The following is an 18,258-nucleotide window of genomic DNA, read 5'->3' as shown; positions in this document are numbered from 1 at the left end:
CTCTCGGGTGTTTTGTCGTAACGGGTGGCGATGCCTCGCCAGTCCTTCATCTTGTTGATGGCCCGCTCGACCGTGTTGCGTTCGCGGTAGAGACCGGCGTCATGGGTGACAGGCCTGCCGCCCCGGCTTCCTCTCTTCTGCCGGTTCGCGGTCTGGTCCTTCTTCTCCGGGATGACCGCTTTGATGTGACGTTTGCGCAGGTGGGCGCGGTTGGCGCGGGAGGAGTAGGCCTTGTCGCCGGCCACGGCGGCGGGCCGGGTGCGGGGACGGCCGACGGGCAGGCGGACCCGCAGCTTCTTCAGGACGGGGATGAACTGGGGGCTGTCCGCGGCCTGTCCGGCGGTCAGGAGAAGTACCATCGGCCGGCAGCGACGGTCGGCGGCCATGTGGATCTTGCTGGTGAGCCCGCCGCGGGACCGGCCGAGCAAGGCTGTCTTCAGCCGGGCCCGCCGTCTCCGGCGGATGCGCCGCCGCTCGGCGCGGGCCGGGTCGTTTTCGCTGTCCTGTCCGTTGTGTTCCTCGGACGCTCCCTTTTTTGCGAGGCCGCTTCCTCGAGTCCTGCCAGGGTCTCCTCACTGACCCGCATCCCGGTCGCGTCGTGATGAGCCCGTGCCGTGGTGGAGTCCACGCCGACCAGGGACATGTCGGTCTCGTCCCTGCGGGCGGCTTCCGCGATCGCCCCTTCGAGCAGGGCCTGGAAGACGCCCGCGTCCCGCCATCGCATGAAGCGGTTGTAGACCGTCTGCCAGGCACCGAACCGTTCGGGCATCTCCCGCCACTGGCTGCCGGAGCGGAACCGCCAGATCACCCCCTCGAACTGCTCACGCAGCCGCTCGGGGTACGGACCGAACCCGCCGACCGGCAGGAACGGCCCGATGAACTCCCACTCCTCGTCGGTAAGTTGCGCACGCGTCACACCAGAGTCATACCGGCCCGGCATCCCGCCTGGAAAGCAAACCCAATGTTGATCACAACCGAAGACAGTCCCTAGCTGTCCATGAAGACCATCTGCCTCGACAGCATCCGCAACCACCCGTGCAGCGTCGAGCACACGCAGCAGCTCGTGAGCAAGGGAGCCGAAACACGCACCGCCCACCGTCTGGAGGTCAGCGGCTCCGACAACCAACGTAATGCCCCGCAGCGACGAGCCGTTCACCCCACAGAACAACCAGCTGCCGCAGCTCCTGACACAGGGACACACCGATGACGCAGCAGCCTGCAAGCTCGGCATATCCCTGAGAACCGAACGGCGCATGCTCTCGCACCTCTCTGGACACCTGGGGGCAAAAAGCCGTTTCCCACCAGGCCGGCGCGCCGCGCAGACAGACCTCCTGAACCCCTCATGAGCAGCCGAACACGCGTGAGACCCGGTGAGCAGCCAACACTGCCTGCCCCTGCACGTGCTGCGCAGCGGCGCTGGCCCGGCAGGTCGTGAGGTCAGGCTGCTATGAGCCCGGCAACCACGAGGGGATCGCGGTCGAGGGCCAGGACGCATCGGTGGTCATCAGGCTGGGCATGGGTATCGAACGCCCTCTCAAGAAGAGACAACCTCGGCCAGGAGCAGCTGGACGCGTTGTGGGAGCCGGGCATCGCGTGGGTGTAGGCCACGATGGGCCGGCCGGTGAACCTGCCAGGCACACCAGCGCACGCACAGGCCCCGGGCTGCGACAGCGCCCAGGGCCTCGTGCCGCGTCCCGGCTGCGTTCCCCGGCCGGGCGGGCTCGCCGTCCGGGCCGGGAGCCGGGACCGGTTGTCAGTGGTGGGTGAGACGGTAGGAGCATCGAGCCGGAAAGAGGGGGAGCTGCTGCCATGTCCGGAAACCAGAACTACATCAATCACGTTGCCCTTGTACTGGATGCCAGTTCGTCCATGTCGCACCTGAGCCGCAAGGTCGTCGAAGTCGCCGACCAGCAGATTGCCTACCTTGCCCGCCGGTCGGGGGAACTGGACCAGGAAACCCGCGTCACTGTGTACGTCTTCGCGGACACAGTGGAGTGCGTCATCTACGACAAGGACGTGCTGCGGATGCCGTCCCTGAAACAGCTGTACCGGGCCGGTGGAATGACGGCTCTGCTGGCGGCCGCACTGAAATCACAGCGGGAGCTGGCACAGACAGCCCAACTGTACGGCGACCACAGCTTCCTGACGTTCATACTCACCGACGGGCAGGAGAACGCAAGCCACCACTGCCCGGACGTCCCTGCCAGGAATCCGCGTGAACTGGCCGAGGCCGTGGCCGAGATGACCCGGACACAGCAGGACAACTGGACGCTGGCCGTCCTCGTGCCGGACCAGATGGGCAAGCGCGAGGCCATGAACTGCGGTTTCCCGAAGGACAACATCGCCATCTGGGACGCCACGAGCACACAGGGTCTGGAGGAGGCCGGGCAGGTCATCCGGCAGGCCACCGAAAAATTCATGGTGGGCCGCACCCAGGGCATCCGGGGATCACGGGCGGTGTTCTCCACAGGCGCCGAAGCGGTCAACAAGGACACCATCGAAGCAGCCGGCCTCACCCCGGTGAACCCCTCGCAATACCAGCTGATCCCGGTAACCCGTGACGCCGCCATCCGGGACTGGGTCACCGAATGCGGGCACACCTACCGCACCGGCAACGCTTTCTACCAGCTGAGCAAAACGGAGAAGATCCAGGCGCAGAAACAGATCGCAGTACTGGAGAAGAAAACCGACCGGGTATACACCGGGCCCGAGGCCAGAGCCCTGCTCGGCCTGCCCGACACGGAAGCCCGCGTCAAACCCGACCACAACGACCACTTCACCATCTTCGTGCAGAGCACCAGCGTGAACCGCAAACTCATACCCCACACACGACTCCTACTCATGCTCTGAAAGCACTTCTGCAGACTGGCCGGCCCCGGGTGACCCGTCCAGACCCGGCCGAGGACACCCCCTGCCGCGACGAGTCCCGGCCGGGCCGCGGGGCCGTCCTGGTGACTGCCGCAGGCACAGGACGCCACACGACGCTGCCCGACCACCCGCCCCCGCCGGCCGCCTGGCAGGCGTCCCGTGAGGAGCTCCCGGTCCGCGAGAAGGCCCACAGCCGCCAGGACAACACCCTCGCCGTAGCCCTGCACTGCTGCGGCTGCTGCGCGTCGCACCGGTGCACGACGGGCACACGGCAAAGACGGGCATCTCTCCCGCTGCACCACGCAACGATCAGCCCCGGCTGCAGAGTGCCGAGCGGCCCGGCACAGAAGACCGTACCGCCTGCCGGGCAAAGACAGCGGGCGGGGCAGAGCGGGCTGAAGCGCGCTCCGCCGACGGCGACGGGAAACTACAGCGGGTGCCGCAGCCGCGCCTGGAACGGGAGTTGACGGCGGAAGATCTACCCCGGGGCGCACACTGCTCGCACGGCCCGGGCCGGGGCTCACGAGGCGGCGTGGCGGACGCGGGGGCCGGGCACGAGCGCGCCGCGCGGTTGAGCCAGGCACTGAACACCGTGCCGAGACGGGCGACTTGCCCAGGCAGAGCGTGGCAGACCAGCGGTACACCGAAGCTCCGGGCGTCGGCGACCCTGCAAGGCCACCCCGACGACCAGAGCCTCGTTGCGTACAGGAAAGACATCCTCCCGGGTTCGTCCAGGGAGAGGGGCTGTGCGCGGACCGCGCAGCTGAAGGCGCCGGATATGTGAAGACCCGAGCGCCTTCGCCCTCCGCCATGCCGTACGGCGCGGCGGCCGGGCCCGTAGCGGGCGGTGCCGGGTGCGCCTGCGGAGACCACGGGTCCGGCGGCCGCTCCCCCGGGCGCGCCGACATCCGCTGCGCGGCCGGCCGGGTACAGGCCATCCCCCCCCCCGGGGCGACCCGCACCATCCCGGGTCGGGCCGATGGCCACCGGGCCGGGCCACCCTCGCGGCGCACAGCCCCTGCGTCCCCAAGGCGCTGCTTGCGCGGTGAAGCCGCTCCCGGAAGGCCCGGCTGGCGCTCCCGCGCAAGCCGAGGGCTCACGTCACGGCGGGTGAGCGCTGCGCGCGGCGGCGCAGCAGGGCCGGGCCCGCCAGGGCGATGGCGTTGCCGAGCAGGATGCAGGCGACGCCGAGGATGTCCTGCGTGCTCCAGGTGAAGTCCTCGAAGAGGGTTGAGAGCAGGAGTGAGACGACGGGGAAGAGGACGGTGGCATACGCCGCCCGTTCGCCGCCGATACGGCCCAGCAGGGTGAGGTAGGTGCCGAAGCCGATGACGGAGCCGATGACGGCGAGGTAGACCAGGCAGCCGGTGTACTTCCACGTCGGCTCGTAGAGGGTGCCGTGGCCGAAGAGCGCGGCGAACGGGGCGATGAGCACGGCCCCGTACAGCATCGACCAGCCGGTGCTCTGCACGACCGGCACGCCGGCCGCCTGGACCTTGCCCGAGACGACGTTGCCCAGGCAGAACACCAGGGTTCCGGCACAGGCCAGCACGATGCCCAGGCCGTCGCCGGAGGACGGGTCGAAGGCGGTCAGGGCGGGCCAGAAGACGGTGACGATGCCGGCGAGGCCGAACGTGCCGCCGACGAGGACCACGGCGGGGACCTTGCGGTGGAAGAAGATGCGGGCGAAGCAGATGTTCACCAGGAGGGACATGGCGAACACCACCGAGACCAGCCCGGTGGCCAGATGCTGCTCGGCGAAGTAGAAGAAGACGAAGTTCGACGAGAACATCAGGGCGCCCATGAGGGCGAACCGGGCGTGCATGCGGGCGGGGTAGGCCAGGGGCAGTCCGCGTGCCCGGGCGTACACCAGCATGATCACGGCGGCGAGGGCGAAGCGGTAGAAGACCGACAGGGTGGGGTGGACGTCGCCCAGCTGGCCCTTGATGGCCAGCCAGGTCGAACCCCAGATGGCCACCGTCACCGCATACAAGAGCGCGTTCACGGTGCCGTCCGCCTCTCCACCAGCGCCGCCAGTCTGCGGACGCCCTCGCGGATCTCGCCGGGCGAGAGGTAACTGCACGACAGGCGCAGCCGGTTGTCGCCGGCGTGGCCGGTGTGGAAGTAGCGCATGGGTGTCCAGATCACGCCGTACTCGCTCGCGGACAGGCGCAGCAGTGCGTCGTCCGCGGGGAAGGGCAGGGTGAGGGTGAGGAAGAAGCCGCCGTCGGGGGTGTTCCAGCGGATGCCGGTGCGCTCGCGCACTGCCGCAGGGAAGTGCTCGTCCAGACAGGCGAGGAGGACGTCGAGGTTGGTGCGGTAGAAGTCGACGGCCTGTTTGTTGGCCTCGCGCAGGCGGCAGTCGTGGGTGAGGAGCATGCCGCCGATGAGGGCCTGGCTGAGGGTGGGGGTGTTGACCGTCACCATGCTCTTGATCTTGGACAGTTCGTCGGCGAGGAGGGTGCGGTGCCCGTCCGGGCCGACGACGGCCTGGTCGGCGACGACGTAGCCGACGCGGGCGCCGGGGAAACAGGTCTTGGCGAACGAGCCGAGGTGGATGACACGGCCCCCGGCGTCGAGCGCCTTGAGGGTGGGGCGGACCGTGCCGGTGCGGGTGAAGAACCCGTAGGGGTTGTCCTCCAGGATCAGCAGGTCCTCACTGTCGGCGATGCGCAGGAGTTCACGGCGGCGATCCAGCGGGAGGCTCACGCCCGAGGGGTTGGAGAAATCGGGGATGGTGTACAGCGCCCTGGGGCGCTTGCCGGCCGCCCGCACCGCTTCCACGGCGGCCAGCAGTGCTTCGGGGCTGACGCCGCTGTCGTCCTCGGCGACGGGGACCGTCTCGATGCCCAGCAGCCGGGCCGCACCCGCAATACCCACATAGACGGGGTCGGTGACCAGCAGGACATCGGCAGGGCCGGCGAACAGGGCGCGCAGGGTGATGAGCATGGCCTCCTGGCAGCCCACCGTGACGACCACCGCGGCCGGATCGGTCTCGATGCCCTCGTCGTTGCGCAGGGTACGGGCGATCAGCTCGTGGATCTGGCCGTTGGTGCGGCCGTACTGGAAGAGGCTGGTGCGCACCTGGTCGGGGGTGCGGCCCAGGTCCTCGGTGAGGTGGCGGGTCCAGGCGTCGAGGTAGGTGGCGATGCTGCCGGTCTCGAAGAAGCCCTCGTAGGGGCGTCCGGGGCCGAAAGAGATGGCGTCGGGGTGGCGCAGGGTGATCTCGTTGAGGAAGTTCATGACCTCCATCAGCGGATCGGCGAGGGAGCCGTGGAGCTCGCCGAGGGGCAGGACCAGAGGTGTCACAGCCGGCCCTCCCACAGGACCGGGCAGAACTGCGGGTCGGTGTAGTCGGGGTGACCGTCGGCGTCCGGGCGCACGAGCACGTCGTTGTTGTAGACGACATTGCCGCCCCCGGCCAGCGGGAAGGGACGCCAGGCGTTGCCGCGGTCCTGCAGGTGAAGACTGATGGCACGGCGCGGACGGCCGCTGGTGTTCAGTCCGCTGCCGTGGTAGGTGCGGCAGTGGTGGAAGCTGATGTGTCCCTTGGGGATGACGACGGGGACCTTGCGCACCTCGGCGCCGTTGAACGCGGCGTTCTCCTGCAGCATGTCCTCGAGTTCGAGACGGTCACGGTCGGCGAAGTGCCGGGTGGTGGAATCATCCGCGCCGGTCTCCCGCCAGGTGTGACTGCCGTCGACCATGCTGATCGTGCCCATCTCCTCGTCACAGTCGTGGAAAGGGATGAAAGCAGTGAGCATGCTGTCGGAAGTGCACGTCTGCCAGTAGTGACGGTCGAAGTGCCAGGGCACGATGTTGCGTTCGTCGACAGTGCCGGACGGCTTGTAGATCAGCGTGCTGTTCCACAGCCGGATCTGGTCGGTACGGGCGATCAGTGCGGCCGTCGCCGCGATGACCGGCTTGGACAGGATCCGCCGGACCGTCGCGTCCTCGTAGAAGATGTAGTCGTTGTGCCGGTGCACCTCGCCCTTCTCCGGCGTCCAGTAGGCGAGCCGCGGCGGGCGGACGGGCAGGGTGCGGTCGCGGTGGCCGGCGTAGAACCGCTCGCTGGCTTCGACGAGTTCGTCGACCTCGGCGTCGGTGAGGAGCTTGCGGGTGAGGAACCAGCCGTGCTCCTGGTAGAAGTCCACGTCCTCGGCGGTGGGCAGGAGTTCACGGTCGGCCGGGGTCAGGGAGAAGGCGTCCACGACGGTCTCCAGCTGCTGGTCTGCGGGCATAGGAAAGATCTCCTCAGAAACGGTGGGGGGTTGCAGGGGTGGTGCGCCGAGGCGCGTGGAGCAGATCCGCGTCGACGGACGCCAGATCGGGGCGGCCGCACAGGGCCAGGGCGTCCTCCAGCTCGGCGCCCAGAACGGACAGCACCTCACGCGCACCACCGGCACCACCCACGGCCATGCCCCACAACACCGGCCGGCCCACCAGGACCGCCCGCGCACCGAGGGCAAGCGCGACCAGGACGTCCGTGCCGCGCCGGATACCGCCGTCGACCAGCACCTCGCAGCGCCCGGCCGTAGCAGCCACCACCTCCGGCAACGCCTCCAGGGCGGTGACGGCGCCGTCGAGCTGACGGCCACCGTGGTTGGACACCACGACCGCCTCCACGCCCAGGGCGGCCGCGCGGTCCGCGTCCTCGGCGGTCAGCACGCCCTTCAGGACGATGGGCAGCCGGGTCAGCGAGCGCAGCCAGGCCAGGTCGTCCCAGGTGAAGGCCGCATCGTGGTGACGTTCGGCATGCGCACCCAGCACCGAGGCACCGGCCGTGCCGACGTGCAGGCCGGCCGATATCTCGCTGCCGAAATTCGCTGGGGATAGACCCGGCGGCAGGCGGAAACCGTTGCGCAGGTCTCGCGGACGGCGGGCCATGCGCGGGGTGTCCACCGTGACCACCAGCGCACGGTAACCGGCCGCCTCGGCCCGCCGGACCAGGGTCTCGGTGGTCGGACGATGACGGAAGACGTACAGCTGCATCCACAACGGGCCGCCGGCCGCCCGGGCCAGGTCCTCCAGCGGAGTGCCGGAGAAGGTGCTGACGACCATCAGCGCACCGGCTTCCCCGGCGGCGCGGACGCAGGCCAGTTCGGCCTCGGGAGTGACCAGCCCGTGAAAGGCCATCGGCGCGATGCCGACAGGCAGCCGGACCGTACTGCCCAGCAGGGTGGTGCCGGTATCGCAGCGGGAAACATCCACCAGGACGCGGGGGCGCAGCCGGTGACGGCGGTATGCCGCCTCGGACTCGCGCAGGGTGGTCTCATCGCCGCTGCCACCGTCGATGTAATCCCAGGCGGACGGCTCCACCAGACCGCGCGCGGCAGTGCGGTAGTCGTCCAGGGTGACCAGCGCCTGCGGAACCGGCGCACTCATGCCCGGGCCGTACCCGCAAGCGCGGGGCTCTCGTCCGCACCACCGGTACGGGCCCGCTCGCGCTCAACGGCCTCGTAGAGGGCCTTGATGTTGCCACTGCCGAAGGTGCGGGCCTCGACGCGCTGGATGAGCTCGAAGAACAGCGTGCGCCGGGCATAGGGAGACCGGGTGAAAATCTGTATCAGGTGGCCCCAGTCGTCGCGGTCGACCAGGAGGCTCAGTTCGCGCAGGGTCTCCGTCTCCATGCCGACGTCGATACCGCGGTCAGCCAGCGCCGAATAGTAAGCAGACGGGGTGGACAGGAAATCCACGCCACGGGCGGCCAGCGCACGTACGGCGTCGGCGATCACGTCGGTACCGAACGCAATGTGCTGGACACCGGGACCACCGAAGTTGTCGAGGAAGTCGTGGAGTTGACCCCGGGGGCCGTCGGTGCGGGGCTCGACCATGGTGAAGGTGATGCGACGGTTGTCGTTCTGCACGACCTTGGAATTCATGGTCTGGCCGCCTACGACGATGGTCTCGTCGTAGGTGTGCTGCAGGCCGAGGGCACGCTCGTAGAAGGAGACCGAGCGGTCCAGGCTGTCCGGGCGCAGGCAGAGCGCCAAGTGGTCGACGCTGTGCAGGAGTCGGCTGCTGCCGCCGCCCTGGCAGGCGACAGGCCGGTAGACACCAGGCAGGAAGGAGCCGTCCGGGTCGTCGCGCTGGACGAGTGAGTGGACCAGGTCGGACCCGGTCCCGATGACGGCGACGGTGACCCGCCCGGACTCGTCCTCGTGGACCGCCGGTTCCTGAACGGCCTCGGCTCCGGCCGCGACGGCGCGCTCGAAGTCACCGACCGCATCGGTGGACGAGAAAGCCACATCCCGTACACCGTCACCATGACGGCGAACGAAATCGGCCGTAGGACCGGCGTCGTTCAGGGAGGAGGCCACCATGAGCCGGACGCCCCCGTGCCGGAGCACGAACGAGCGGCTGCCGTCCGGGCCGGCCCCGGGCCCGGCCTCCGCCTCGGTGTGGAATCCGTAGGCCGAGCGGAAGTAGTGGGCTGCCTGAACGGCGTCCCCCACGCTCAGGCCAACGTGGTCGACAGCCAGCAAAGTCACGTCTCTCACCTCTGTTGCGCGATCGGGCCGACCCGCACGGCGGCACAGCACGCCGTCGGCTCGCCCGGCCCCGTAGCGGGCCGGTAATTCACTGCGTGGAACTGTGTGGAACTGCGTGGAGACAAAGGGCACGCCGCTGTGACCTTCATCGGGCGATACACCACGGGAAGAGAGGTCACACAGTGGCCTTCTCCGGTCCGCATCAACGGTGTTGGGGGGTGTTGGGGTGATCGCCGGGGACGGATGATGATCATCCTGTCCATGCCACTCAGCCACGAGCAAGGGCAATTTTCGGCCGTCCAGACGGGGGCGGCGAACCGGGCGCATGTGGCCGGGAATTGAACCGTTCACAAACTGGGCCAGGCCTGAAGCTGCTCTTGTGCGGGGCGCGGGAGGTAGTGGTGCGGGCCTGCCGGAAATCCCCTAGATTTTCTGGAACTTCACGGGTGGCTTGATCCGGCGGTCAGGCACGGAACTTTTCTTCTTCCCGTCGGCGGCCTGGTCCGACTTCTCCCGGATGACTGCCTTGATGTGGCGTTTCCGCAGGTGGTCCCGATTGCCACGGGACCAGTAGGACTTGTCCCCTGTGGGCTGTCGGCGTCGCTCGGGGTGCAGCCCGTACTGCCCGGTCGGCAGGTACGGGCCGGTGGACTCCCGCTCCGCATCATCCGTGAGTTGCACTTGTGTCACGTGAAACGATCCACCGGACCGGGCCCCGTCGCGAGGGCGAAACCCGCAGATCGATCACGGCCCGAAACGCGCCCTAATAGGCGTTGTCGACCCACCAGGACTGGTAGCCGGAGTTCTTTGACGGATCGTTGCACGGGTAACCGCGAACGCCGTACTCGGACTCGTCGAGGCAGTTCCACGGGGCGTTGATGCCGTTGCGCAGCACCTGGATGCTGCCGCCGGAACTGGTGGTGAAAAACTCCAGCGCCCACTTCTGGTAGCCGTTGGCGAAGCTGGGGTTGTTGCAGTCGTAGGTGCGCAGGCCGTAGTCGGAGGACCAGTCGAGGCAACGGCCGGTGTTGACGTTCTTGAGCTGGCCGTAGCCGGAGGACCAGTTGACGACGCGCCAGCGCTGCCAGCCGCCGTCGACGCTGTTCTGGTTGCATTCGTAGGTGCGCAGGCCGAAGTCGTTGGAATCGTCGAGGCATCCGCCCGACCAGTGCGAGCCGATGATGTAGTCGTGCCCGACCTGCCAGCTGTAGGCGGTACCGCCGTCGGCGTGGGCAGCGGTGGCGCCGGTCATGCTGACGCCGCCGGCGAACGCCAGCGCGGTGGCTGCTCTTACGAGGCGCGTTCTGAGCTTGTTGGCCATGGTGCCCTCCTCTGTGAAGGCAGGGGCCCACGCCGATGGGCCGGGCCCCGCATCCGATCGCGCCCGCACCTTCCCACTGGCGGGAACGCGCTACAAGAGCATGGGCACGTCACGTTCCGGAACCTGGGGCTCGGCGGCCGACGCCGAGGCTCGGGGCCGGCCTTCAACTCACCGGCCGGGAGCCCGCATGTGATCTTGGCAGGAATCTCGCGGACGGCCGGCCCCACTCCGTCGGGCCCCTGGATCTCCACGCAGCGCAACAGCCCGGGCCGCCGCCCGCCAAACGCGCCAATGCCATGTACGGAGGTGCTGTCAGACGGATGGTGCACGATGGGGGTATGAGCGTGATCATCGACATCGGCGGCCTGTCGCACGAGCGGATCTCCGCCGCGCCGTCCCCCCTGGCGGAGCTGGGCATGGCCCTGCACGTCATGGTCGCGTCCGGACATCACCCGGGGCTGCAGGGCTGGGCGTGCGCCACCGCCACGGCACTCGCTCCCCGCCTCGCCGACCGGCTCTGCGAGGCGGAGTTCATGTGGCGCAACGCGCTCTCGGACCTCTTCCTGCCGTTCGCCGGGCAGCCCGGCACCGGCAGGCTGCCGGGCAGCACCCTCGCCGACGAGCTGGACCACCTCGACCGGCTCACCGACCACCAGTTCGTGACCGCCGCCCTGGGGTTCACCTGCGAGCTGTCCTACGGCACCACCGGCACCCCGGACCTGTTCGGCGACGGCACCACGCGCAGGCGTGCTCTGGAGCTCGCAGCCGCCCGCGGCCCGCAGCAGGTGCACTTCACACAACGGCTGCTCGACGACCCGCCGGCCATCCGCGTCTGGTTCCGGCAGCTCCTCGAGGAGTGCGACGAGGCGTTCTTCGCCGACACCTGGGCCCGGCTGCGCACGGAGCTGGCGACGGACGCCCGACACAAGAACGAACTGCTCAGACACAAGGGCCTGGGCCAGGCGCTGGCCGCGGCGTCACAGGCCATCACGTACGACAAGGCGACCGAGCGCATCACCGTCGACAAACTCGTCGAAGGGCGCACCGCCACCGTGTCCGGCCGTCTCACGCTCGTACCGACCAGCCTGGGCAGCCCTCATGTGATGGTGGTGCACAGACCCGGCTGGCAGCCGGTGATCCACTACCCGATCGCGGCACCCGGTCCGGCCGCCCGCTCCTCCGTGCAGGACCTGTCCCGGCGCATCGAGGCCCTGGCCCACCCGGTGCGGATCCGGCTCTGCCGCCACCTTTCCCGCGGCCCCTACACCACCAGCGAGTTGGCGGACGCGCACGGCATGACCGCACCGGAGATATCCCGGCATCTGACGGTCCTGAGGAAGGCAGGCCTGCTGACGACACAGCGGCGCGGACGGTACGTCCTGCACCAGTTGAACCTGACGATGGTGGCCCGGCTCAGCAGTGACTTCATCGAGAGCGTGCTGCGGTGAGGCCCGGGCACAGGTCCGGCTACGGCGCAGCACGCCCACCCGATCACCGTCACCCCCGAGAGCCCGGTCCGCGCTGCGGAATCGGACCTGGACCTCGTCCAGCTGCCGGACGGCCTCAAGGGCGAGCAGCCGTACTACCTGGCTGCGCTCTTCGCCTTCCACTGCTCATAGGAGACGCTCCAGTCGGCGTAGCCGTTGCCGGGGCCGCCCAGCTCGCCGGTGGCCTCCTTGCCTTTGACCGTGACCAGGTCTCCGAGGAGCGTGTTCTCGAAGAGCCACTGGGCGTCCTCGGGGGTCATGCCGATGCAGCCCGCGCTGTGGTTGGTGTTGCCGACGTACTGCTGCGCGTCGTCCGTGGCCTGGTGGAGGAAGCCGCCGGAATCGCTGAAGCGCATGCCCCAGTTCACCGTCACGTCGTACTCCTTCGGGCCACCGACGGACGCAGACGTCATGTGGACGGTGCGTTCCTGGGACTTGATGGCGAACGTGCCACGCCGTGACGCACGTCCTGCGACGGGCTCGCCGCCGGACATGGGTATGGACTTCACCTGCTTGCCGTCCTGCTCGACGATCAGCCGGTGGGTGTCCAGGTCGGCGGTCAGCTGCTGGTCCCGTCCCACCGTGAACGTCCGGTCGATGTCGCGTTCGAAGTGCGCGCCATCCGGGTCGACCGTGGTCAACGTGCCTTTGATCGTGACATCGGTGTTCGGCTTCCAGGGGTTCTTCGGCCGCCAGTCCAGCCGGTCCCGCCCCGCCGTGGTGGTCACCCAGCCCCAGGAGCCCTCGGTGGCGTTCGACGCGGTGACGGTCAGCGCCTTCTCCACGGCCGCCTTGTTCTTCACCGGCTCGTAGAACTCCAGCGACACCGGCTGCCCGGTGCCCACCTTCTTTCCTGCTCCCGGAGTCAGGTCGAAGTCCAGCAGAGGGCCGGCGGTCACCTTCTTCGGCGCGGCCGCCGCCGGGGCCGCCGCCTGCCGATGTGCCGCACCGGTCTTCCCCACGGACTTGTCGCCTCCGTCTCCGCCGCCGCAGGCCGTGAGCAGGAGCAGGCCGGCGCCTGCGGCGGTGGACAGTCGGGCCGTGCGCAGACGGCGACGCTCGGCACGGGTGAACGGATCGGCGGTGGTGGACCGGACACGCATCATGGCGGTGGCTCTTCTCCGAAAGGCGTTGATACGCCCGGAGAGAGCCCGATCACCCGAATTACGTTCACCGTCAGGTCATGAGCGTTGCGTAACAGTCGGCAGGAGGGCGGGCCCTCGGCCGACGCCCGGCCGCTCTATCCGCACAGTCACTCCGGCCTTCGCTTCCCCTGGAAGCGCCACCAGGACCAGCCGTTCGACGTGAGAAGATGGGGCTTATGTCTGAGATATCCGCCCTGTGGCGCGTGGCACCGGCCTCCGAGGCCAACTGGCCGGCCGAGCTGTGCCAGGACGACGGTCTGACCGGATATCCCCCGTCCGGCATGCCGGACGCGGCTTGGGTCCTGCACGCCATGTACGAACACGAGCAGCTGCCGACCTCCGTCTCCCACCACCAGGCGCACCAGTTCCGCCTGGCGGACGGTACGGTCGAACTCGACGCCATCGGCAGCATCGACCTCGAAGTAGGGATCGTCACTGGCGGCGAGCTCGGGCGCGCCGAGCATCCGGGGCCCGGGTGGCGCCGGCTGCGTTGGGCCGAACTCGCGCACCGGACCGGCGAACCGGTCGTCGCCCAGGGGCTGTTGCCGTCGTATCGCAGCGCTCCCGACGGGCGCTTGGAAGACGGCAGTTGGCCCGTCTCCCTGCATCTCCCCGCGGAAGGCAGCCTCGACCGCCCGTCGTGGAACCGGCTGACCGACCTCCTGCTCGAACACAGCCCGGCCGGCCCGGACACACGCTGCCTGGCCTACTACAACCCCCTCGTCCACCACCCGCGGGCAACGACGGCCGAGGAGTTCGCCCGCCACTTCGCCCACCGGCATGTCCTCACCGGCAGGCTGGGCGACGCCCCGGCCCTGTACGACATCGACGAGCCGGACTTCTCCCCTTCCAACCTCTGGCCCGAGGACCGTTCCTGGATCGTCTACACCGACTACGACTTGTGGGGAACGAAGGTCGCAGGCCATCCATCCCTGATCGACGCCCTCGTCGGCGACGCGGAAATCGAGGCCCGACGACTGCCCTGGGCCTGCTGACAGTACCGGCCGACGGCCGGCAGCCGGCCCTTGGCCTGCTCAGCCCTCCCAGGGCCAATCGGCGTTACGGCCGCTCTCCAGCAGCGGCACCATGCGGAACGCCGCGTCGGTGAGCCCGCCGAAGGTGTGCCGGTCGGCGGAGCCGGACGGGCCGTGGCCAGGGCGGTAGCCGACGAGGTTCCAGGTGTAGACCGGGATGTCGGCCGGGACTTGTTCGGTCGGGTCGCCCGCGGAGTGGTAGGACGCCTGCTCGTCCGTGACGATCAGGACCCGGTCGTGCCCGCGGTAGTGCCGGCGCACCGCCTCAGTCGTGTCAGTGCCGCCCAGGCTTTTGAACCCGCGACCGGCTGTTCCGAGAAGTAACCGTCACCTGCGCACCGGACGTCCCGGTGCCGCGCCTCCCGAGTTCGAACTCGAACCCGCGACCGCCCGATGATGAGTCGAAGCAGGTCCTGCCTTCGCACCCGGACGACGGTCACTGTAGGGGTACGGAGAAGAGGCGCGCCAAGGGTTTTTCACCGGCATGGCAGGCTACGTGTCACAACCGGCCCATGTGCAACCTTGGTTGGCGCCGCGGCCGGCACACCGAAGGCCGCCTGTCTCGCTTGGGGAAGACCATGTCCGCATCCACCCGCCCGCCCGCTGATCCGGTGCCGAGCCACCGGGCCGTCGAGAACCTGATCGCACGGTACGCCGAGCTCGTGGACGACGGTGATTTCGCAGGACTCGGCGCCCTTCTCGCCGACGCCACCTTCACCGGCAGCGGCGAGCCGGTGAGCGGGCGCGACGCGATCGAGAAGATGTTCCGGGACACGCTGATCGTCTACGCCGACGGCACGCCGCGAACCCAGCACGTCACCACCAACGTTGCCATCGAGGTCGACGAACAGGCGGGCACGGCGGTGTCGCGTTCGTACGTCACCGTGTTGCAGGCCCTGCCCGAACTGCCGCTGCAGCCCATCGCGGGCGGCCGCTACCACGACCGCTTCGAGCGCCGTGACGGGCAGTGGCGCTTCGTGGAGCGGCGGGTCCGCATCACGCTGGTCGGCGATGTGAGTCGTCATCTGCGCCGGGCTGCCGCCCCACAGCGATAGCCCACCCCCCGGAACGGCAGGTCGGCAGGCCCGCGGGGACAGTGCCCCGGGCGCGGGCCGGACCGACGCCCCGGCTCACGCCTCGGGCGCTCCCGTCTCCTTCAACTCGCCGTCGGACAGCCGCAGCCACCGGTTCACGCCGATCTCCCGCAGGAACCGCTCGTCGTGGCTGACCACCACGAAAGCCCCCTGGTAGGAGTTCAGGGCGCTCTCCAGCTGGCCCGCGCTGATCAGGTCCAGGTTGTTCGTCGGCTCGTCCAGGAGCAGCAGGTGCGGGGCCGGTTCCGCGCACAGGACGCAGGCCAGGGTGGCGCGCAGCCGCTCGCCGCCGGAGAGCACCCCGACGGGCAGGTGGGCGCGGGCGCCGCGGAAGAGGAATCGGGCGAGCAGGTTCATCCGCTCGGCCTCCGGCCGCTGCGGGGCGCACTCGGCGAAGTTCTCGGCAACCGTACGGTCCGCATCCAGCAGGTCGAGGCGCTGCGAGAGGTAGGCGATGCGCCCGTCGGCCCGTTTGATCCCGCCGCTGTGCGGGGGCAGGTCGCCGTTGAGAAGGCGCAGCAGGGTGCTCTTCCCGGCGCCGTTGGGGCCTGTCAGTGCGATGCGTTCCGGGCCCCGGATCGTCAGGTCGGCGCCGTCACCGGCGAACACCTCCTTGTCGCCGAGCCGGACGCGGAGTTGTTCGCCGAGGAACAGGTTGCGTCCGGCGGGCACGGTGGTGTCGGGCAGGTCCAGCGTGATGCGCTGCTCCTCGCGCAGGGTGCGCCCGGCTTCGTCCAGCCGGGCCTTCGCCTCGGTGACCCGGCCGGCGTGCATCTGGCCGGCCCGTCCGGCGGATTCCTGCGCGCCGCGCTTCATGTTGCCGGCGAAGATGCGGGGCAGGCCGGCGTTCTTCAGGTTGCGGGCGGCGTTGCTCTGCCGGCGTTCGGCGCGTTCGCGGGCCTGCTGCATTTCCCGCTTCTCCCGCTTCAGTTCCTGTTCGGCGTTGCGGACGTTCTTCTCGGCGGCCTCCTGCTCGGCTCGGACGGCTTCCTCGTAGGCGGTGAAGTTGCCGCCGTGGAAGCGGAGTTCACCGCGGTCGAGCTCGGCGATGCGTTCCATGCGGTCGAGCAGTGCGCGGTCGTGGCTGACCAGGAGCAGGCAGCCGGTGTAGGTCTCCAGTACGTCGTAGAGCTTGTGCCGGGCGTCGAGGTCGAGGTTGTTGGTGGGCTCGTCGAGCAGCAGCACGTCGGGCCGCTTGAGCAGTTGGGCGGCGAGGCCGAGGGAGACCGCCTGGCCGCCGCTGAGGGTGTTCAGGGTGCGGTCCAGGGTGAGGTGGGCCAGACCCAGGCGGTCCAGCTGGGCGCGGGTGCGTTCCTCGATGTCCCAGTCGTCGCCGATGGTGGTGAAGTGCTTCTCGTCGACGTCCCCCGACTCCACGGCGTCGATGGCCTGGATGATCGCGGCGATGCCCAGGACCTCGGCGACGGTGAGGTCGCCGGTCAGGGGGAGGCTCTGCGGGAGGTAGCCGAGGGTGCCGCCCACGGCCACCGCCCCGGTGCCCGGCCGCAGTTCACCGGCGATGAGCTTGAGCAGAGTGCTCTTGCCGGTGCCGTTGGGCGCCACGAGACCGGTGCGGCCGGAGCCGAGGGTGAAGGACAGGTCCTGGAGGACGGGAGTGTCGTCGGGCCAGGTGAAGGACAGGTTCGAGCAGACGACGGAGGCGTCGGACATGGAGGTGACCTCGTGAGGAGGGAGGGAGGCAAGCAGGCATGATGCTTCTGCCTCGGCAGCAGACAAGGGAAAATGGGGACGACAGAGCAGCCAAGACAGCGGTGCTTGCGTGCACCGGCAGGTGGCCTGTCGGGTCCGGGTATCACCCGGAGATGTCGTCTTCCACCACCATGTCCGGTCTCCTCACAGCGTGATCAGATTCGACGTCAGCCTAGCAGCAGGGGCGGGAGCCCGGCTCGGATTATTCGCCGGGGCTGCGGCAGTTGATTCATGCTCGCTCGTCGACACCTGCAAGTGGCCGGTTTCGGCGGCAAGTTGGCCACCCCGACCTCCCGTCGACAGGGAATTCGAGCCTGCTGCAACAAAAGGGGGCCGCTGACACGAGCACGACAGGCGCTCCGTAGGATCGGGACCGTCGTCGGCTTTTGCGCCGGCCTTCGAACCGAGCACAACGGGGGACAGTCATGCCCGAGACAAATGGTCAGCAAGCCGGGGCCGAAAGGGAACTCGTGCTGGCGGACATACGGGACTCGGGCGTGAGCAGGGCGACGGTCCGTCAGTCGGCCGACGGCGACCTCGTCCTGTACTGCACCGACAGCGGCTATGCCGTGATGATGCAGATCGGCGAGCACGTCCGGGAGTACCGGCGCTGGACCACGGTCGCCGCCGCCGACGTGCCCCGGCTCGTGGACGATCCCGCAACGGTGCTGGAAACCGTCCGCGAGGTGACGGTCGTCGCCGGCAACGGCGACGCCTACGCCAACGAGTCGGCCGAGATCGAGAGCCGGTTCGCCGAGTGGCTGCGGGCCCATGACGTGCCGTTCACCAAGGCACGCGAAGACTACGAGGGCTGATCACGACAAGCCGCCGAAGCCCCGGCAGAGGCTACGCCCCCGTGGACGCGCGGCCATGTGCCCCCGGTGGGGAGATCAGCAGCGTGCCCATCGTGCCGCTGTCCTCGTGCGGCAGGACGTGGCAGTGGAAGACCGTCTTGCCCGTTGCGTCGGGGCGGAAGTACATCCGCAGTGTCACCTCGCCTCCCGGCGGCAGGCGGTAGGTGTCCCACCACAGCGTGGGGTCCGTCTGCCAGGAGGTGTCGCCCGCGGGGATGCCCTTGACGTCGACCACCTGGAACGGGTTGACGTGG

At 69.1% G+C, this 18,258-nt stretch carries 15 protein-coding genes and 2 pseudogenes; 5 read left to right on the top strand and 12 right to left on the bottom strand.

The window, feature by feature from the left end:
- Positions 1–916, bottom strand: a pseudogene (locus ACWD4B_RS31325) (IS5 family transposase); the annotation flags it as partial.
- An 893-nt stretch (positions 917–1,809) separates the two neighbouring features.
- Between ACWD4B_RS31325 and ACWD4B_RS31320 the strand changes: the two are divergent.
- Positions 1,810–2,850 (top strand): VWA domain-containing protein, encoded by a 1,041-nt coding sequence (locus tag ACWD4B_RS31320; protein WP_451423926.1) that lies wholly within the window; start codon positions 1,810–1,812, stop codon positions 2,848–2,850.
- A 1,114-nt stretch (positions 2,851–3,964) separates the two neighbouring features.
- Here ACWD4B_RS31320 and ACWD4B_RS31315 read toward each other — a convergent pair.
- From ACWD4B_RS31315 to ACWD4B_RS31285, 7 genes are all read right to left on the bottom strand, one after another.
- Positions 3,965–4,873, bottom strand: coding sequence for a DMT family transporter (locus ACWD4B_RS31315; RefSeq protein ID WP_451423925.1), 909 nt, complete (start codon positions 4,871–4,873; stop codon positions 3,965–3,967).
- Complete coding sequence (locus tag ACWD4B_RS31310) at positions 4,870–6,168, bottom strand: aminotransferase-like domain-containing protein (protein WP_451423927.1); 1,299 nt, start codon at positions 6,166–6,168, stop codon at positions 4,870–4,872. The genes ACWD4B_RS31315 and ACWD4B_RS31310 overlap by 4 nt, the downstream gene beginning before the upstream one ends.
- 5 nt (positions 6,169–6,173) lie before the next feature.
- Positions 6,174–7,109 (bottom strand): phytanoyl-CoA dioxygenase family protein, encoded by a 936-nt coding sequence (locus ACWD4B_RS31305; RefSeq protein WP_451423924.1) that lies wholly within the window; start codon positions 7,107–7,109, stop codon positions 6,174–6,176.
- 13 nt (positions 7,110–7,122) lie between these two features.
- Positions 7,123–8,253: an alpha-hydroxy acid oxidase gene (locus ACWD4B_RS31300; RefSeq protein WP_451423923.1), complete on the bottom strand. Its 1,131-nt coding sequence runs from the start codon at positions 8,251–8,253 to the stop codon at positions 7,123–7,125.
- Positions 8,250–9,359, bottom strand: a complete 1,110-nt coding sequence (gene hppD, locus ACWD4B_RS31295; RefSeq protein ID WP_451423922.1) for a 4-hydroxyphenylpyruvate dioxygenase — start codon at positions 9,357–9,359, stop codon at positions 8,250–8,252. The genes ACWD4B_RS31300 and hppD overlap by 4 nt, the downstream gene beginning before the upstream one ends.
- Positions 9,360–9,782: 423 nt before the next feature.
- Positions 9,783–10,049: a hypothetical protein gene (locus ACWD4B_RS31290; RefSeq protein WP_451423921.1), complete on the bottom strand. Its 267-nt coding sequence runs from the start codon at positions 10,047–10,049 to the stop codon at positions 9,783–9,785.
- A gap of 73 nt (positions 10,050–10,122) precedes the next feature.
- Positions 10,123–10,680, bottom strand: a complete 558-nt coding sequence (locus ACWD4B_RS31285) for an RICIN domain-containing protein (protein WP_451423920.1) — start codon at positions 10,678–10,680, stop codon at positions 10,123–10,125.
- A 338-nt stretch (positions 10,681–11,018) separates the two neighbouring features.
- Here ACWD4B_RS31285 and ACWD4B_RS31280 point away from each other — a divergent pair, with 338 nt between their 5' ends.
- A complete protein-coding gene (locus ACWD4B_RS31280; RefSeq protein ID WP_451423919.1) occupies positions 11,019–12,128 on the top strand; it encodes a DUF5937 family protein in 1,110 nt (369 codons plus the stop codon).
- A gap of 134 nt (positions 12,129–12,262) precedes the next feature.
- On the opposite strand, the gene ACWD4B_RS31275 is transcribed toward ACWD4B_RS31280, so the two are convergent.
- Positions 12,263–13,273, bottom strand: a complete 1,011-nt coding sequence (locus ACWD4B_RS31275) for a L,D-transpeptidase (RefSeq protein ID WP_451423918.1) — start codon at positions 13,271–13,273, stop codon at positions 12,263–12,265.
- 215 nt (positions 13,274–13,488) lie between these two features.
- Here ACWD4B_RS31275 and ACWD4B_RS31270 point away from each other — a divergent pair, with 215 nt between their 5' ends.
- Positions 13,489–14,307, top strand: coding sequence for a hypothetical protein (locus tag ACWD4B_RS31270; RefSeq protein ID WP_451423917.1), 819 nt, complete (start codon positions 13,489–13,491; stop codon positions 14,305–14,307).
- A gap of 39 nt (positions 14,308–14,346) precedes the next feature.
- Here the strand turns inward: ACWD4B_RS31270 and ACWD4B_RS31265 are convergent.
- Positions 14,347–14,643, bottom strand: a pseudogene (locus tag ACWD4B_RS31265) (TROVE domain-containing protein); the annotation flags it as partial.
- Positions 14,644–14,924: 281 nt separating this feature from the next.
- On the opposite strand from ACWD4B_RS31265, the gene ACWD4B_RS31260 reads away from it, so the two are divergent.
- The gene (locus ACWD4B_RS31260) at positions 14,925–15,401 is read left to right on the top strand and encodes a nuclear transport factor 2 family protein (protein ID WP_451423916.1); all 477 of its coding nucleotides are present in this window, start codon (positions 14,925–14,927) and stop codon (positions 15,399–15,401) included.
- 75 nt (positions 15,402–15,476) lie between these two features.
- Here ACWD4B_RS31260 and abc-f read toward each other — a convergent pair whose 3' ends face one another.
- Complete coding sequence (gene abc-f / locus ACWD4B_RS31255) at positions 15,477–17,111, bottom strand: ribosomal protection-like ABC-F family protein (protein WP_451423915.1); 1,635 nt, start codon at positions 17,109–17,111, stop codon at positions 15,477–15,479.
- 464 nt (positions 17,112–17,575) lie between these two features.
- Here abc-f and ACWD4B_RS31250 point away from each other — a divergent pair, with 464 nt between their 5' ends.
- Positions 17,576–17,965, top strand: coding sequence for a hypothetical protein (locus ACWD4B_RS31250; protein WP_451423914.1), 390 nt, complete (start codon positions 17,576–17,578; stop codon positions 17,963–17,965).
- 31 nt (positions 17,966–17,996) lie between these two features.
- Here the strand turns inward: ACWD4B_RS31250 and ACWD4B_RS31245 are convergent.
- Positions 17,997–18,258 (bottom strand): multicopper oxidase domain-containing protein (locus ACWD4B_RS31245; protein ID WP_451423913.1); only part of this gene is annotated, 262 nt, incomplete at its 5' end.

Source organism: Streptomyces sp. NPDC002536, assembly GCF_053594995.1.
This window is presented reverse-complemented; position numbering and strand designations above follow the sequence as displayed.

Coding starts and splice junctions, on each gene's coding strand:
- ACWD4B_RS31320 (WP_451423926.1), top strand. CDS start 1,810: ATGTCCGGAAACCAGAACTACATCAATCACGTTGCCCTTGTACTGGAT.
- ACWD4B_RS31305 (WP_451423924.1), bottom strand. CDS start 7,109: ATGCCCGCAGACCAGCAGCTGGAGACCGTCGTGGACGCCTTCTCCCTG.
- ACWD4B_RS31300 (WP_451423923.1), bottom strand. CDS start 8,253: ATGAGTGCGCCGGTTCCGCAGGCGCTGGTCACCCTGGACGACTACCGC.
- ACWD4B_RS31285 (WP_451423920.1), bottom strand. CDS start 10,680: ATGGCCAACAAGCTCAGAACGCGCCTCGTAAGAGCAGCCACCGCGCTG.
- ACWD4B_RS31280 (WP_451423919.1), top strand. CDS start 11,019: ATGAGCGTGATCATCGACATCGGCGGCCTGTCGCACGAGCGGATCTCC.
- ACWD4B_RS31275 (WP_451423918.1), bottom strand. CDS start 13,273: ATGATGCGTGTCCGGTCCACCACCGCCGATCCGTTCACCCGTGCCGAG.
- ACWD4B_RS31270 (WP_451423917.1), top strand. CDS start 13,489: ATGTCTGAGATATCCGCCCTGTGGCGCGTGGCACCGGCCTCCGAGGCC.
- ACWD4B_RS31260 (WP_451423916.1), top strand. CDS start 14,925: ATGTCCGCATCCACCCGCCCGCCCGCTGATCCGGTGCCGAGCCACCGG.
- abc-f (WP_451423915.1), bottom strand. CDS start 17,111: ATGTCCGACGCCTCCGTCGTCTGCTCGAACCTGTCCTTCACCTGGCCC.
- ACWD4B_RS31250 (WP_451423914.1), top strand. CDS start 17,576: ATGCCCGAGACAAATGGTCAGCAAGCCGGGGCCGAAAGGGAACTCGTG.